The organism is Tritonibacter multivorans, assembly GCF_001458415.1.
In the GTDB taxonomy this organism is placed as follows: Bacteria; Pseudomonadota; Alphaproteobacteria; order Rhodobacterales; family Rhodobacteraceae; genus Epibacterium; species Epibacterium multivorans.
This window is the reverse complement of the sequence record NZ_CYSD01000021.1, coordinates 59179-75197: the sequence shown is the minus strand read 5'-3', so window position 1 is coordinate 75197 and position 16019 is coordinate 59179. Positions and strand designations below refer to the sequence as shown.

At 61.4% G+C, this 16019-nt stretch carries 17 protein-coding genes; 1 reads left to right on the top strand and 16 read right to left on the bottom strand.

The genetic code is table 11. The features are described 5' to 3' along the window. The 16 genes from TRM7557_RS07705 to TRM7557_RS07635 form a co-directional block, all read right to left on the bottom strand. Nucleotides 1–465 carry a (2Fe-2S)-binding protein gene (locus TRM7557_RS07705; protein ID WP_058289639.1) on the bottom strand — a complete coding sequence of 155 codons (465 nt, stop codon included), beginning with the start codon at nt 463–465 and terminating at the stop codon, nt 1–3. A gap of 267 nt (nt 466–732) precedes the next feature. After that, entirely contained in the window at nt 733–1767 is a 1035-nt protein-coding gene (locus TRM7557_RS07700; protein ID WP_058289638.1) for an AraC family transcriptional regulator, read from the bottom strand. Nucleotides 1768–1903: 136 nt separating this feature from the next. Then, nucleotides 1904–2551, bottom strand: coding sequence for a bifunctional 4-hydroxy-2-oxoglutarate aldolase/2-dehydro-3-deoxy-phosphogluconate aldolase (locus TRM7557_RS07695; RefSeq protein WP_058289637.1), 648 nt, complete (start codon nt 2549–2551; stop codon nt 1904–1906). A gap of 3 nt (nt 2552–2554) precedes the next feature. After that, nucleotides 2555–4366: a phosphogluconate dehydratase gene (gene edd, locus TRM7557_RS07690; protein ID WP_058289636.1), complete on the bottom strand. Its 1812-nt coding sequence runs from the start codon at nt 4364–4366 to the stop codon at nt 2555–2557. 40 nt (nt 4367–4406) lie between these two features. Continuing rightward, nucleotides 4407–5852 (bottom strand): glucose-6-phosphate dehydrogenase, encoded by a 1446-nt coding sequence (zwf, locus tag TRM7557_RS07685; protein WP_058289635.1) that lies wholly within the window; start codon nt 5850–5852, stop codon nt 4407–4409. Nucleotides 5853–5910: 58 nt separating this feature from the next. Further along, the gene (pgi, locus tag TRM7557_RS07680; protein ID WP_082626557.1) at nt 5911–7515 is read right to left on the bottom strand and encodes a glucose-6-phosphate isomerase; all 1605 of its coding nucleotides are present in this window, start codon (nt 7513–7515) and stop codon (nt 5911–5913) included. 431 nt (nt 7516–7946) lie between these two features. Next, nucleotides 7947–8588 carry an urease accessory protein UreG gene (gene ureG / locus TRM7557_RS07675; RefSeq protein WP_058289633.1) on the bottom strand — a complete coding sequence of 214 codons (642 nt, stop codon included), beginning with the start codon at nt 8586–8588 and terminating at the stop codon, nt 7947–7949. Further along, entirely contained in the window at nt 8585–9229 is a 645-nt protein-coding gene (locus tag TRM7557_RS07670; protein WP_058289632.1) for an urease accessory protein UreF, read from the bottom strand. The genes ureG and TRM7557_RS07670 overlap by 4 nt, the downstream gene beginning before the upstream one ends. After that, nucleotides 9219–9776 carry an urease accessory protein UreE gene (gene ureE / locus TRM7557_RS07665; RefSeq protein WP_058289631.1) on the bottom strand — a complete coding sequence of 186 codons (558 nt, stop codon included), beginning with the start codon at nt 9774–9776 and terminating at the stop codon, nt 9219–9221. The genes TRM7557_RS07670 and ureE overlap by 11 nt, the downstream gene beginning before the upstream one ends. 31 nt (nt 9777–9807) lie before the next feature. Continuing rightward, nucleotides 9808–10026 carry a hypothetical protein gene (locus TRM7557_RS07660; protein ID WP_058289630.1) on the bottom strand — a complete coding sequence of 73 codons (219 nt, stop codon included), beginning with the start codon at nt 10024–10026 and terminating at the stop codon, nt 9808–9810. A 315-nt stretch (nt 10027–10341) separates the two neighbouring features. Then, nucleotides 10342–12051: an urease subunit alpha gene (gene ureC / locus TRM7557_RS07655; RefSeq protein WP_058289629.1), complete on the bottom strand. Its 1710-nt coding sequence runs from the start codon at nt 12049–12051 to the stop codon at nt 10342–10344. A gap of 31 nt (nt 12052–12082) precedes the next feature. After that, nucleotides 12083–12487: a lysozyme inhibitor LprI family protein gene (locus TRM7557_RS07650; protein WP_058289628.1), complete on the bottom strand. Its 405-nt coding sequence runs from the start codon at nt 12485–12487 to the stop codon at nt 12083–12085. Continuing rightward, nucleotides 12487–12792: an urease subunit beta gene (locus TRM7557_RS07645; RefSeq protein ID WP_058289627.1), complete on the bottom strand. Its 306-nt coding sequence runs from the start codon at nt 12790–12792 to the stop codon at nt 12487–12489. The genes TRM7557_RS07650 and TRM7557_RS07645 overlap by 1 nt, the downstream gene beginning before the upstream one ends. Next, a complete protein-coding gene (locus tag TRM7557_RS20010; RefSeq protein WP_165592428.1) occupies nt 12789–12950 on the bottom strand; it encodes a hypothetical protein in 162 nt (53 codons plus the stop codon). Before TRM7557_RS20010 ends, TRM7557_RS07645 begins: the two co-directional genes overlap by 4 nt. Before the next feature lie 27 nt (nt 12951–12977). Further along, nucleotides 12978–13280 carry an urease subunit gamma gene (locus TRM7557_RS07640; protein WP_058289626.1) on the bottom strand — a complete coding sequence of 101 codons (303 nt, stop codon included), beginning with the start codon at nt 13278–13280 and terminating at the stop codon, nt 12978–12980. 3 nt (nt 13281–13283) lie between these two features. Further along, nucleotides 13284–14087 carry an urease accessory protein UreD gene (locus TRM7557_RS07635; RefSeq protein WP_235811428.1) on the bottom strand — a complete coding sequence of 268 codons (804 nt, stop codon included), beginning with the start codon at nt 14085–14087 and terminating at the stop codon, nt 13284–13286. 549 nt (nt 14088–14636) lie between these two features. Here TRM7557_RS07635 and urtA point away from each other — a divergent pair. After that, nucleotides 14637–15917 carry an urea ABC transporter substrate-binding protein gene (gene urtA, locus TRM7557_RS07630; RefSeq protein WP_058289625.1) on the top strand — a complete coding sequence of 427 codons (1281 nt, stop codon included), beginning with the start codon at nt 14637–14639 and terminating at the stop codon, nt 15915–15917. The last annotated feature ends 102 nt before the right edge of the window (nt 15918–16019 follow it).

Below are 16019 nucleotides of genomic sequence, written 5' to 3'. Positions count from 1 at the left end.
TCAAGCCTCCAGAATTTCAGCTGCGCGTTGAACACCGGCCCGGATGCGCTGGTAGGTCGCGCAGCGGCAGGCGTTGCCATACATGGCTTCGTCGATTTCCTCGGCGGAGGGCTTTGCGTTCTCTTTCAAGAGGCCGACAGCGTTCATGATCTGGCCGGACTGGCAGTAGCCGCACTGAACAACGTCCAGTTCCATCCAGGCTTGCTGGACAGCCGCGCCGACTTTGTCTTCTTCCATTTTTTCAATGGTGGTGACTTCGGCGTCTTCAACGTCTTCGATGAAGGTCTGGCAGGAGCGGACGGGTTCGCCGTTCAGGTGCACAGTGCAGGCGCCACAAGAGGCAACGCCGCAGCCAAATTTGGTGCCGGTCAGTTTCAGTTCGTCCCGGATCACCCACAGAAGGGGGGTGCCTGGCTCGGCGTCGACCTCGTGGGTCTTGCCGTTCAATTTCAATGTGATGCTCATGATGCAGTCTCCTGTTGGGTAGGACGCCGTCCGCTGGTGCGCGGGCGGCGAAGGGCCGATGCCTGCAGGTCTGAAAAAATTTCGGTCCCCAAGCGAAGAACTCGGGAGCGCCGATTTAAATCAGCGACAATAGGAAAAATAGGTCTTCAGCGGCCGCTTTCAAAAACAATCCGTGCCATTGTTCATGCAGAAGCGGCCAAGGTGGCAGAGGGGCTGAGGGAACACGGCAGAAACCCGCCAATACGGCCCCTTGGGTGTCTGTTGTGCTTAGGTCGGGGTTGCCAATCCGCCCGAATCCAACTGCCCCGTGGCAATACGTTCGCGCGCCTGCATTGGGGTCATGCCGGTCCAGTTGCGGAACGCACGGTAGAAAGAGTTCGGATCCGAGTAGGCGAGGAGATAGGAAATCTCGTCCACTGTGATCTCGTCATTCTTCAGATAGTGCAGCGAAAGCTCGGTCCGGGTTTCATCGAGGATGGCTTGGAAGGTGATGTTTTCACGGGCCAAATGGCGGTAGAGGCTGCGCTTGGACATCAAGAGCTCGCGGCAGACCGCATCCGCGGTTGCATGGCCCGAGGGCAGAAGCTCCAGCAGTGCCGACTTCACCCGCGCACTCGTCGGCTGGCTGCCGCGCCAATCCATCATCTGGCGGCGCAGTTCTTTTTCGAAACCGGGCCAAAGGTCTTCGGCTTCGGACAAAAGACGACGGTCGGCATCTTCGGGGGCGAGCTCAAACGACAGGGTGGCCCCATGGTCGATCGGGCAGCCAACAAAGGCCTCTAGCTTGTCGATATTGGCGTGCGTTCCGGGCAGGGCGACGCGCAGCGGGATCATGTGATGGGCGGTACAGGCGCGGAACAGTTCGAGGAAGAACACCAGTTCAAAAGCGCAGACCGAATGCGGGATCGGGCAATGCGCCATGGTGCTGGTGACATCCACAACCAAACGGTCGGCTTCGCGGGTGGTGCGGATTTGTACGGGGGCCACCAATGGTTTGAATGTGTTCGGACGTTCCAGACCCGTGGACACATTGGGCGAACAGGAAAATGCCAGAAGGGCCGGTTTGAACGGGCTGCGCGCCGCTGCCTTGGCCATTTCCATAACGGCATCCGGGCTGTCGATCTCGGCAAAAGTTGCTTCCCAGCTGTTGAAGAGCTGTTCGCCGGTGATCCCGCGTCTTTCATTTTCCAAAAGGTCGAGCGGTAGGCCTGCGCGGCGCATGACCCGTTCAGGAGAGATCTTCAGCAAGGCACAGCCTGCCTTGAGGCCTTTGACAAAGGGGAACCGCTCTGTTTGTGCCATGGATGCCTCGTTTTCTTGCTGGCCTGGGGTCTCTCTTAGATTGGAAAAAAATACCCCGCCTCAAGGGGGAGGCGGGGCAGAAAGTGCCATCTGGCACAAATTGACAGAAGCTTGGCGCGATTTGCGGGTCCGGTCCCTAGCGCGGCAGCTGGCTGGCGTCGCGGGCCAGGGCCTCAATGCCCGCCCAGTCACCTGCCTTGACCAGATCGCCGGGCGCAACCCAGGACCCGCCGGCGCAGACCACATTGGACAGGCCCAGATAATCGGGCGCGTTCTTGGGGCTGACGCCGCCGGTGGGGCAGAATTTGATCTGCGGCAGGGGCGCGCCAATGGCTTTGAGCGCAGGGGCACCACCCGAGGCTTCGGCCGGGAAGAACTTCAGCATATCGTATCCGCGTTCCAGCAGCGCCATGGCCTCGGAGGCGGTGGCCGCACCCGGCAGCATCGGCAGGCCTGCCTCTTCGGCGGCGTCCAGCAGTTTTGGCGTTGCGCCGGGAGAGACGCCGAATTTCGCGCCAGCCTCAACAGCGGCCTGAACATCGGCGGGGGTGACAAGGGTGCCAGCACCAACAACGCCGCCTTCGACCTGCGCCATCTCGCGGATCACATCGAGGGCTGCGGGGGTGCGCAGGGTCACCTCGAGGGCAGGCAGGCCACCGGCGACCAGTGCTTCGGCCAGCGGGCGGGCATGGGCCACGTCATGAACAACCAGAACCGGCACAATCGGGGCCAGTTCGCAGATTTCGCGGGCCTTGCGGGAAGCTTCCTGAGGGGTAATCGACATGGATCAAACTCCGAATACGGTTGCGCCGGTGTCGGCAGAGGTCACGTTAGCGCGGAACATTGCAAACAGCTCGCGGCCGACGCCATGCTGATAAGAGGACAGGTCGGCGGTCACGGGCGCACGGTCCATCACGCCTTCGGTCAGCACCTCCAGTTGGCCGGTTGTCGCGTCAACACGCACAAGGTCGCCGTCCTGCAGTTTGGCAATCGGGCCACCATCCAGCGCCTCGGGCACCACGTGGATGGCCGAGGGCACCTTGCCGGATGCGCCGGACATGCGCCCGTCGGTGACCAGCGCCACTTTCTGGCCGCGGCCCTGCATGATCGACAGGAAAGGCGTCATGGAGTGCAGCTCTGGCATGCCATTGGCCTTGGGGCCTTGGAAGCGGACCACGATGACCACATCGCCTTCGTTCAGCTCACCGGCTTTGAAGGCGGCTTTGGCCTCGTCCTGATCGTGGAAGACGCGCACAGGGGCTTCAACCGTGCGGTTTTCCTCGGCCACAGCCGAAACCTTCATGACCCCGGTGCCAAGGTTCCCGGTCAGGCGCGCAAGGCCGCCTGTTTCCTGAAACGGTTCGGTGGCGGGGCGCAGGATCGCCTCGTTGAGGGATTTTTCGGTGCCCTCTTTCCACGTCAGGCTGCCACCTTCGTAGAAGGGTTCCATCAGATATTCGCCCAGACCGCCACCGGCGACGGTTTTGGTGTCGGGGTGCAGGTAGCCCGCGCCCAGCAGTTCGCGGATCATGAAGCCCAGACCGCCCGCAGCGTGGAAGTGGTTCACATCCGCCAGACCGTTGGGGTAGACCCGCGCCAAGAGGGGCACCACGTCAGAGAGTTCCGCAAAGTCCTGCCAGTCAAGGATAATCCCGCCCGCGCGTGCCATGGCGATCAGGTGGATCAGCAGGTTGGTGGAGCCGCCGGTGGCCATCAGGCCGACGATGCCATTGACGAAGGCTTTCTCGTCCAGAACGTCGCAGACTGGCGTGTAGTCATTGCCAAGCGCCGACAGCGACAGCGCCCGTTTGGCACCTTCGCGGGTCAGGGCTTCGCGCAGGTCTGTGCCGGGGTTGACGAAGGACGACGAGGGCAGGTGCAGGCCCATGAACTCCATCAGCATCTGGTTGGTGTTTGCGGTGCCATAGAAGGTACAGGTGCCGGGGCCGTGGTAGGCGGCCATCTCTGCCTTCAAAAGCTCATCGCGGCCCACCTCGCCCTTGGCGAATTTCTGGCGGGTCATGGCCTTTTCGTCGTTGGACAGGCCCGAGGTCATCGGGCCAGCTGGGATGAACACCGATGGCAGGTGGCCAAAGGTCTGGGCGGCGATGATCAGGCCGGGGACGATCTTGTCACAGACGCCCAGATAGACGGCGGCGTCAAACACATTGTGCGACAGGGCCACGCCGACGCTCATTGCGATGGCATCGCGGGAAAACAGCGACAGCTCCATGCCGGCTTCGCCCTGGGTGATGCCATCACACATGGCGGGCACGCCACCGGCGACCTGCGCGGTGCCACCGATTTCGCGGACGGCGGCTTTGATTTTCTGCGGGTAGTCCTCGAACGGCTGATGCGCCGAGAGCATGTCGTTATAGGCGGTTACAATGCCAAGGTGGCCGGCATTGCCAGTGGCAAGGGTGACCTGATCTTCGCCTGCGGCGGCATAGGCGTGGGCCTGGCCAGAGCAGCTCAGATGTGCGCGCGCGGGGCCTTTGGAGGCGGCAGACCGCATACGGTCCAGATAGGCGCTGCGCGTGGGCGCAGAGCGGGTGATGATCCGTTCGGTGACGGCGGCGATGGTGGCGTTGAGCGTCATGGCTTGAGCCTCGTCATAGGGGAGAAGGAGGGAAGGGCGATCAGGCTTCGATCGGGCGCCAGCGACGGTCGTCGCGGTGCATCAGAAGAAGCGAGTCATCGGGGCCGGAGCCGCCCTGGTCGTATTGTTGTGGGGCCTGGCCGCTTTCTTCCCAGGCGTGAATGATCGGATCGGCCCAGGCCCAGGCGGCCTCGACCTCATCGCCGCGCATGAACAGGGTTTGGTTGCCGCGGATCACATCCATGATCAGCCGTTCATAGGCGTCCTGGCTGCCGCTGTCGGGCAGGCTGTCGGCGAAAGTCATGTCCAGATTGGCCCCCGTCAGGCGCATGCCGCCCGGACCGGGGTCTTTGATGGTGGTGCGCAGTTCAATGCCTTCATCCGGTTGCAGGCGAATGACCAGCATATTGGCGTCAAGTTCGTTGTCTTCGCCAAAGATATTGTGCGGTGGCTTGCGGAAGAAAACGGCAATTTCGCTTTCTCGGGTGCGCAGGCATTTGCCGGTGCGCAGGTAGAAGGGTGTGCCCGCCCAACGCCAGTTCGATACCTCGACCTTCATCGCAACATAGCTTTCGGTGCGGCTGTCGGGGTTGCCTGCGTGGTCGCGGTAGCTGTCGCCGCCTGCTGCGCTTTCGCGGTACTGGCCACGGACGATGTTTTCCGGCTGCACCGGCTCCAGCGCCTCGATCACTTTCAGTTTCTCGTTGCGTACCGCATTGGGCGAGAATTTCGACGGCGGCTCCATCGCGGTCAGGCACAGAAGCTGCATCAGGTGGTTCTGCACCATATCGCGCATGGCGCCCGACTGGTCGTAGTAGCCACCGCGCCCCTCGGTCGAGACGGTTTCAGCCACGGTGATCTGCACATGGTCGATGTGAGAAGAATTCCACAGGGGTTCAAACAGCGAATTGGCAAAGCGCAGGGCCATCAGGTTCTGCACGGTTTCTTTGCCCAGATAGTGGTCAATGCGGTAGATCTGACCTTCGCGGAAATGCGCGCGCAGGGCGGTGTTCAGCGCCTGTGCCGAGGCAAGGTCGTGACCAAAGGGCTTTTCGACCACAATGCGGCTGTCATCATCCGCGCAGCCGGTGGATTTCAGTCGGCTGGCAATGTCGCCAAACAGGCTGGGCGCAACTGACAAGTAAAAGGCGCGGATTTCGCCCTCGCGCAGCATGGATTTCAGCACGTCCCAGCCGCCGTCGCCTTTGGCGTCTACCGGCGTGTAATCCAGCAGGTCGAGGAACCCTGCGATGGCTTCCTTATCGGTGGCCCCACCATAGGTTTCCAGCGCGTCGCGCACATGGTCCTGAAAGCCCGCGCGGTCCATCTGGCTGCGCGAGGCACCAATGATCCGGCTGTTGTCACCAAACTGGCCGATCTGAAAACGGTGGAACAGGCTGGGCAGGATCTTGCGCTTGGCCAGATCACCGGTCGCCCCGAACAGGACGAAGTCAAAGCTGTCGACGGGAATAACGCGGGAAACCATGTGCGGATTGGTCCTTTTGCGAAAGCCCCGGCAGGTGATCCTGCCGGGGGCGTTAAGGTCAGGTCAGTTTTTTCAGCAGGCCCTGGGTCGAGCCATCTTTGGAAGAGGCATCGCCGCCTTCAAACAGAGGTTGCAGCGACAGGGCCAGTTCTTTGCCAAGCTCCACGCCCCATTGATCAAACGGGTTGATGTCCCAGATCGCGCCTTCGGTGAACACGCGGTGTTCATAGAGCGCAACGATCTGACCCAGAACGAAGGGCGTCAGTTTCGGGTAGGCGATGGTCACAGAGGGGCGGTTGCCGGGGAAGGACAGGTGGCCTGCCATTTCCTCGAGCTTGTCGCCTTCAAAGCCACGCTTTGCTGCGATCTCGCGGGCTTTGTTTTTGGAGCGGCCCAGCATCAGCGCTTCGGACTGGGCAAGGCAGTTGGCTTTCAGCAGGGTATGCTGGTGGGCCAGCTCAGGCTCATGTGCTTCAGCTGCGATCAGGAACTCTGCTGGGGTCACATAGGTGCCCTGATGCAGCAGCTGATAAAACGCGTGCTGGCCATTGGTGCCGGGTTCGCCCCAGACAATCGGTCCGGTTTTGCGCTGTACCCATTCGCCATCCAGCGTCACGGATTTGCCGTTGCTTTCCATATCCAGCTGCTGGAGGTAGGCAGGCAGACGCGCCAGACGTTGGTCATAGGGCAGCACCGCGCGGGAGTTATAGCCGCAGACATTGTTGTGCCAGATGCCGATCATGCCCAGCAACGCAGGCAAGTTGTCATCCAGTTTGGCAGTCCGGAAATGGTCATCCATGGCAGCGGCACCCGCAAGGAACGCACGGAAGTTATCCGGCCCCACAGCGATCATGATCGGCAGGCCAATCGGCCCCCACATGGAATAGCGACCACCAACCCAGTCTTCGAACCCAAAGACACGCGACAGCGGAATGCCCATGGCCTCGGTCTTGTCCTGCGCGGTGGAAACCGCGGCGAGATGTTCCGAGACATCTTCACCCAGAGCCTCTTGCAACCATTTGATCGCCGTTTTGGCGTTGGTCATGGTTTCAATGGTGGTGAAGGTCTTGGAGGCAATGACGATCAGCGTGGTTTTCGGGTCGAGCCCCTTCAGCGTGTCATGGATGTGTGCGCCATCGACGTTCGACACAAAATGGCAGGCTGGGCCATCGTGATAAGGCGCCAGCGCCAGCGTCGCCATAACAGGACCAAGGTCCGAGCCGCCAATGCCAATGTTGACAACATCGGTGAATTTTTTGCCGCCTTTGGTCTGATGTTCACCCGACCGCAACGCAGTGGCAAACCGAGACATCTGGTCCAACACAGCCTGAACGCCGGGCACAACGTTTTGACCATCCACCATGATCTCGGCATCGGCAGGCGCGCGCAGGGCCGTGTGCAGCACGGCGCGGTCTTCGGTGGTGTTGATCTTATCGCCCTCAAACATCGCTTTGATTTTCTCGGGCAGACCGGCTTCGGCCGCGAGGGACTTCAGAAGCCACATGGTTTCTTCGTCCAGATTTGTTTTGGAGAAATCCAGAAGCAGATCCCCACAGGAGCGGGAGAACCGTTCGAACCGCTCGGGGCGTTCAAACAGGGTGGTAATATCCCGTTCGTCGTGGTCCGCGTAATGGTCAGACAGCTTTTGCCAGATGTCAGTCAGGCGTTCGTTCATGGATCTGTTCCTCATCGGTCTCGCACTACCTTTCTGGCCATCCGTCTAGGGTGCGAGTCTCCTCCTCGCCGCCTATATGGCAGGTTAGCGCTAACGGTTCTACACTTATTTGAGAAATATGACGTTTCCTTTGCGCGAAACAAAGCAAGCGCAGCATCAAGAGACATCAAGGTTGGATTTGCGATCATTTTGCACCCGGGGCGGCTCCAACGCAAAGAGGTATCGCACGGGCACGGGCCCGGCACAAACCTTCAACGGCGCAGATGGCAAAAAAAGGGTGTAGAATACGCGTTTTCGCCGCTTCGGCTTGCAGCGGTGGCTGCAATGCGACCCTGCAGATAAGGTGCACAATGTGCTGGCGTGTATCGCTTGGGCGCCTTCCTTGCGGGCCATACCCGCAAGGAAGATCAGATTTCTGTTCAACCAGCCTCTGCCAAAAGGGGCGAGGCAATGCCACCAATGTCGCACAGGTGTCTGATCACGGCGTCGACGCCGGTCCCGTGGCGCAGGGCGGTGAAGACAAAGGGCAGGCCCGCGCGCATGCGGGTGGCGTCGCGGTCCATCACCTCGAGGCTTGCGCCGACATGCGGGGCGAGGTCGGTTTTATTGATGATCAACAGATCAGACCGTGTGATCGCCGGGCCGCCCTTGCGGGGGATTTCCTCGCCTGCGGCCACGTCGATCACATAGAGTGTTACATCCGCCAGTTCCGGCGAGAAGGTGGCCGACAGGTTGTCGCCGCCCGATTCAATCAGGACGATCTCGACCTCTGGATGACGCGTTTGCATTTCGGCGACGGCGGCGAGGTTGATCGAGGCATCCTCGCGAATGGCCGTATGCGGGCAGCCGCCGGTCTCAACCCCGATCACGCGATCCTGCGGCAGGATCTGTTGGCGCATCAGCGCCTCGGCGTCTTCGCGGGTGTAGATGTCATTGGTGATCACACCGATGGAATGATGCGGGGCCAAGGCGCGGGCGAGGTTGGCGGTCAGCGTGGTTTTGCCAGCGCCGACGGGGCCGCCGATGCCCACGCGGAGCGGGCCATTGGGAGAGGGGCTCATGAGCGGAAGATCCTTGAATATTGGGTTTCATGGCGCATGGAGGCAATGTCTGCGGCAAAAGAGGCGCCCGACAGCAGGGCGAGGTCGCCCGCATATGTGGCTGCGGCTGTTTCGCGCATCAGGGGCGACAGGGCAGAAAGGCGCTGTTGCCCTTCCAATTGCCCAAGCGCCAGCAGCCTTTGGCCGGCGGAGATGAGGTTAGACACAAAAGCGTGCAGATACATCTGTTGGGTCAGATCCAGTGGGATACTGTGCTGTTTCGCGGCATATCCCAGCGCCACCGGGTAGGTGAGGGCGGACAGGTCCTCCCCCCAGATCGCCGCAGTGGTCCGGCAAAAGGCCTCGCCCTGAAGGGCTGTTTCACGCAGCCGTTCGGCCGAGGGGCAGAAGGCGCGGGCGGTCGCGTCAATATCCTTGAGGGCGGCTTGGCTGTCGGCATGATACGCCGCTGCCAGCAAAAGCGCATCAGAGCGTGCGCCGCCATGGGTCAGCAGGTCTTCGAGCCAGAGAGACAGGTCTGCACCCGTTTTGACCGTGCCATCAGCCACCGCCGCCTCTAGTCCGTGGGAATAGGCGAAGGCCCCCACCGGGTAGGCGGGGGACAGCCATTGCATCAACAGAACAGCGGGTTCAGTGGTCATGAGAGTGCCCATGATCATGTGAATGCCCGTGATCATGCCCGTGCCCGTGCCCGTGATGATGGGAATGGCCCTCACCGGTGTGGTGCGTGTGGCCGTGGTCATGGGCGTGGGTGCGGCCGTGGCCATATGCGCCGCCTTCGGGGGTGAAAGGTTCCGTGACCTCCACCACATCCGCGCCAAGATGGGCCAGCATCGCCTTGATCACATGATCGCGCTGGATCAGCAGGCGGTCGTCTTCGATCTGACAGGGGGTGTGGCGGTTGCCAATGTGCCAGGCTACGCGGTTGAGCGAGACAGCGCGCACCTCGAGCAGGGGCTCGGGCGCGGCAACCACCAGAACCTCGCCGCCGCCTTCAAGGCAGAGGACGCCGCCATGGTCCAGCGATGTGGTCTGGGGCAGATCGACCAGAAGCCGCGCGCCGCTGTCGCAGGTCAGAACCTTGCGACGCAGGAAGCGGGCGTCATAGTCGAGTGTCACCTGTTCGCGCGGCGTGTCGTCATGGGCGTGGCCATGATAGGCGCGGGCGGTCAGCTGAGGGGCGCTCATGCGCGCCCCCAGTCCGCACGAGGTGCTGAGATCAGATGTACATTTTGTCCGCAAAGACGTGGCGCACGATGTCGTCGCGGCGCAGGCCCTTGGCTGCCAGTTCGGCGTCGGTCAGGTTGTTCAGCTCTTCGATCAGCTGTGCGCGGCTGCTGGACAGCGCGACAGTTTCGATCATGTCCGCCAGTTTCGCGCCCAGACGTGCGAAGAAGCCGGTGGATTTCGGTGCTGCAAAATCGGTTGCGTATGCCATTTGGGATCACTCCTGTATCAGATGTTCTCCCTCCCCTGCAGACAACATAGCCGCAGCGCGGCGTATAGGGTAGTATTGTTGACGCATTCCAGTCATGCATCTGGGGCATTGCTTTTCTGAGGCTGTGCATGGTTTTTATGCAGTTCTTTCGATTTTTCAGTCGCTTTGCAGGCGAAAAGGGCCTTTTTCTGCGGTGAGAGGCGGGAAACCCCGCCCTCGTTGCTGTTCTGGCCCGGATTTTGGTGCGAGCTACGCGCTGAGTGCAACCCTGCTTGCCACTTGGCGGATCGGGGGGCAGGCAGCGCGCGGCCCTGGTCAGTACAGGAAATAGCGCTGCGCCATGGGCAGCTCTGTTGCGGGCTGGCAGGTCAGCAGCTCCCCGTCTGCGCGCACCTCGTAGGTTTCCGGGTGCACTTCGATCTCGGGCGTGGCGGTGTTGAGCTTCAGGTTCGATTTGCCAATGCCGCGGGTGTTCTGCACGGCGACGGTCTGTTTCGCCAGACCCAGCTTGCCGCGCAGACCATCCGCCTGTGCGGCCTTGGAGACAAACGTCACGGCGGTATGTTCAACCGAGCGGCCGTATGCACCCCACATGGGACGCGAGTACACCGGCTGCGGCGTCGGGATCGAGGCGTTCGGGTCCCCCATCTGCGCGCAGACAATGGTGCCGGCCATCAGCACCATCTCGGGCTTCACCCCAAAGAACGCCGGGTTCCACAGCACGAGGTCAGCGCGTTTGCCTTCCTCGATCGAGCCGATCTCGTGGCTGATCCCATGCGCAATTGCCGGGTTAATGGTGTATTTCGCCACATAGCGGCGCACGCGGGCATTGTCGTTTTCGCCGGTTTCTTCGGAAAGGCGACCGCGCTGTTTCTTCATCTTGTCGGCGGTCTGCCAGGTGCGGATGATCACCTCGCCCACGCGGCCCATGGCCTGACTGTCTGATGCGATGATCGAGAACGCGCCCATGTCATGCAGGATGTCCTCGGCGGCGATGGTTTCGCGGCGGATGCGGCTTTCGGCAAAGGCCACGTCTTCGGGGATGGATTTGTCGAGGTGGTGACAAACCATCAGCATGTCGAGGTGTTCTTCAACGGTGTTCACGGTGAAGGGACGGGTCGGGTTGGTCGAGGACGGCAGAACATGTTCTTCGCCGCAGATCTTGATGATGTCCGGCGCGTGGCCGCCACCTGCGCCCTCGGTGTGGAAGGCGTGGATGGTGCGGCCTTTCATGGCAGCAACAGTATGTTCGACAAAGCCCGATTCATTCAGGGTATCGGTGTGGATCATCACCTGCACATCCATTGCATCGGCAACCGACAGACAGCAGTCGATGGCCGCAGGGGTGGTACCCCAATCCTCGTGCAGCTTCAGCGCGCAGGCGCCGCCCTTGACCTGTTCCTCAATCGCTGCGGGCAGGGAGGCATTGCCTTTGCCCGCAAAGGCGAGGTTCATCGGGAAGGCGTCTGCGGCCTGCATCATGCGACCAAGGTGCCAGGCACCGGGGGTGCAGGTGGTGGCCAATGTCCCATGGGCCGGCCCGGTGCCTCCGCCCAGCATGGTGGTGAGGCCCGAATGCAGCGCGTCTTCGATCTGTTGCGGACAGATGTAATGGATGTGGCTGTCAAACCCGCCGGCGGTCAGGATGCGGCCTTCGCCCGCGATCACCTCTGTGCCGGGGCCGACAATAATGTCCACGCCGGGCTGTGTGTCGGGGTTGCCCGCCTTGCCGATTTTATGAATGCGGCCGTCTTTCAGCGCCACATCGGCCTTGTAGATGCCGGTCCAGTCGAGGATCAGCGCATTGGTGATCACCGTGTCCACGGCACCCGCCGCACGGGTGGTCTGGGCCTGACCCATGCCATCGCGGATCACCTTGCCGCCGCCGAATTTGACTTCTTCGCCGTAAGTGGTCAGGTCGCGTTCGACCTCGATCACCAGATCGGTGTCGGCAAGGCGCAGTTTGTCGCCCGTGGTCGGGCCATACATGGCGGCGTAATCACCGCGGGAAATACGTGCAGGCATGGTGTCATCTCCTGAATGTCGGGGGCGAGCGTCAGTTCACTTCGCCAAAAAGTCTGAGGTCTTCGGTCCGGGCGCGGGTCAGCCGTTCAAGGCACATGTAAAACAGCTGGTTCTGAAGCGAGCCGCCGCGCGCCAGCAGGCTTTCCGCCTCGCAGGCCTGATCGCGATAGGGGATCCAGGCCCGCTGGGCGTCACGCAGGATGATCTCGGCCGGGATCTGATCGGCAGGCAGCCCCTGATCGAGACTGCGCGCCATATCCCGTGCCATCCTGTAGGCGAGATTGAGGTCTGCGTCGGCGGCCTCAAAGGCCTGCGCCGCACAGCCGGTCATTTCGACCTGCGTCAGCGGGTTGCTGCAATCGAGGTCCTGCGCCTGAAGGGCGCTTGGGGCAGGGCCTGTAGCAAGCAGGGCAAGGGCGAGCGCGACGAGCCGCATCAGAGGTCCCCCATGACCTTTGCGTTGAACCCATAGACCTTGCGCGCGCCGGAGATTGGGATCAGCTGCACTTCGCGTTTCTGGCCGGGTTCGAACCGCACGGCGGTGCCGGCTGCGATGTCCAGACGCAGGCCATGGGCGGCGGCGCGGTCGAAATCGAGGCCCGGATTGGTCTCGGCAAAGTGGTAGTGGCTGCCCACCTGGATGGGGCGGTCGCCGGTGTTGGCGACCATCAGGGTGATTGCCTCAGCCCCGTCGTTTAGCACAAGCTCCCCTTCGGCGGGGTAGACCTCACCCGGGATCATTTGCGCCCCCACATATAAAGTGCACCACCGGCCAGCGCGGCGGCAAAGGCCAGCGCGATCCACATCTCGGACCCGTGCGGGTGAACATGGGCGCCGCCATGGGCAAAGGCAGGGGAGGCGGCGAGGGTTGCGGTGGCGAGTGCAATTGCGTGTTTCATCGGTTGGGTCCTGTCTTTCTATATGTATCAGCGAATGGGGTTGTGGACGGTCACCAGCTTGGTGCCATCGGGAAAGGTGGCCTCGACCTGAACCTCGTGGATCATCTCGGGCACGCCCTCCATACATTGAGCGCGGGACACGACCTGCGCGCCGGCCTCCATCATATCGGCCACAGACCGGCCATCGCGCGCGCCTTCGACCACCGCATCGGTGATCAGGGCAATGGCTTCGGGGTGGTTCAGCTTCACACCGCGCGCAAGGCGTTTGCGGGCCACTTCGGCGGCCATGGCGACCAGCAGTTTGTCTTTTTCACGAGGGGTCAGGTTCATTTGTCACAGTCTCCAGCAGCGCGGCAGGCCATTGTTGGTCAGCCGGTCAAGAATAGGGAGCAGGGCCTTGCGCAGAGAGAAGCTCTCTTCGGCAAGAACCCGGCAGATAAGCAGGTCAGGCGCCAGAAGCGAGGCACCACCGTACACAAAATCGGTTGCCTCGAACTGGCTGCGGATCCAGTCGAGCGCGCCTTCGGCCTCGGGCGCGGCAAAGATCAGGCTGGCCATGGCACCTGTGGGCGCCGCCAGCGCACCGCCCACAGCGGGGCGGGCCAGTTGCGTGGTCAGGTCGCCGGTGAGGTGGATCGCATCCTTATATATGCGGGTGCCGTCGCGGCGGATTTCCACATGGTCCTGAAAACGCGCCTGCGTCACCTCTTCGCCCATGGCGGCGCGCCCGAATACGAGGGGTTCCACCATCAGGAACCGACCGTGCGGCGCGAGGTCCACGTTCAGATGGCGGCGGAAGGCAGAGTTCTGGAACAGGATGGTTTCCTGAGGCAGCCAATTTAGCCGTGCGTTGTCCGCGACTGTCAGATCGGTCACCACATGACCCGTTTCGCCCGGCTGCGCGCGGTAGGCGCGTTCGGCGGCTTGGGTGGTGATCGTCAGCAGGCTGTCCATGCCAGCGGTTGCGGAAATATCAAAACGGTCGCCGCCGGTGATGCCGCCTGCGGTGTTGACCATCACGGCCTCAACTCCTGCACGGCCGCGCGGGAACAGCAGCTTCATCGCACCGGATTGGTGCAGCTGGTCAATGCCGACGCGCCCGTCGTCGTATTTTGACGACACACGTGCGGTGCCCACGGCGCGGGGCTGTTTGGCTGTTGCCGGGATTATGTCTGCCAGAGTGTTAATTCTGCGCTCCTGCGTCTGTTCAGTCCTGTCGCTCTTGATCGATCTGATCGGGGCGGAAGGCACCCGTTCTAGGCCAAAGTCTGGCATGATCAAAGAGTTAACCCTAGGTCGCTTTTGCGACTCCCTTGTCGCTCACTGTGCCCACGGATGAGGCCAAACTGCCATGAGTGACTGTTATTTAGCCAGCTTGTGAGGAGTGCGGTGCTTTGAAATGCATCAACGAAGGGAATTTTCGCACAATTATTGAGCAACGGCGGTTTTGTGAAATTTTCGAATATGACCAAGTTTGCCTTGAGACGCGCGCTGTCAAAGGCTGTGGCCAGTCGCAGATGACGCAAAGAACGTCGCCTACGATACAAAGTCAAAAAGTGGCGACCCGTCGAATTGCACCTCGGTCAGGCCGCCACAAATGCGCAACAACAGTTGCAGGTCACCCTTATCCCGCCGCTGCCCCTGGGGCAAGCGTCAGGTGTTGTGCGGCCTGCGTGGAGGGATACTATGAACTTTCTGAAAACCACTGCCGTAAGCGCCCTTGCGCTGGGTCTGACCGCTGGCGCGTCGCTTGCTGACGACTGCAAAATCAAAGTCGGCGTTTTGCACTCGCTGTCCGGCACCATGGCGATCTCGGAAACCACCCTGAAAGACACCATGCTGATGCTGGTGGCCGATCAGAACGAAAAAGGCGGCCTTTTGGGCTGTGAACTGGAAGCGGTTGTCGTTGACCCTGCCTCCGACTGGCCGCTGTTTGCGGAAAAAGCGCGCGAGCTGCTGACCGTGCATGACGTGGACGTCATCTTCGGCAACTGGACCTCGGTTTCGCGTAAATCCGTGCTGCCCGTCATCGAGGAACTGAACGGCCTGCTGTTCTATCCGGTTCAGTACGAGGGCGAAGAAAGCTCCAAGAACGTGTTCTACACGGGTGCGGCGCCGAACCAACAGGCGATCCCGGCAACCGACTACTTCCTCGATGAACTGGGTGTTGAGAAATTCGCGCTGCTGGGCACCGACTATGTCTACCCGCGCACAACCAACAACATTCTTGAATCCTATCTCGAAGGCAAAGGTATCGCGGAAGAAGACATCTTCGTGAACTACACGCCGTTTGGGCATTCCGACTGGTCCAAGATCGTCGCGGACGTTGTGGCGCTGGGCGCAGACGGCAAAAAGGTCGGCGTGATCTCCACCATCAACGGGGACGCAAACATCGGCTTCTACAAAGAACTGGCAGCGGCGGGTATCTCTGCGGATGATATCCCGGTTGTGGCCTTCTCTGTGGGTGAAGAAGAGCTGTCCGGTCTGGATACCTCGAACCTCGTGGGTCACCTGGCGGCGTGGAACTACTTCCAGTCGGCCGACACCGAGGCGAACGAAGCGTTCATCGCCAAGTGGAAAGACCTGATGGGCGAAGAGCGCGTCACCAATGACCCGATGGAAGCACATTACATCGGCTTCAACATGTGGGCCAATGCTGTGGCTGAGGCAGGCACCGCTGACGTCGATGCCGTCCGCGAGAAAATGTACGGCCAGAAGTTTGCCAACCTGACCGGCGGCACCGCCGAGATGCTGCCGAACCACCACCTCGCCAAGCCGGTTCTGATCGGTGAGATTCTCGAGGACGGCCAGTTCGACATCATCTCTGCCACCGACCCGGTGCCGGGTGATGCATGGACCGACTTCCTGCCGGAATCTGCGGTTCTGAAGTCTGACTGGAAAGATCTGGGTTGCGGTATGTACAACACCTCGACCTCTACCTGTGTGCAGCTGAAGTCCAACTACTAAGCTGACCCAATAGGATCCGAGGGGCGCGCGGCACCGCGCGCCTCTCTCCCCGAAAGGGCCCGCCCAGAGGCCCGCCGGACATAAACGGACCTCAGGGACGGA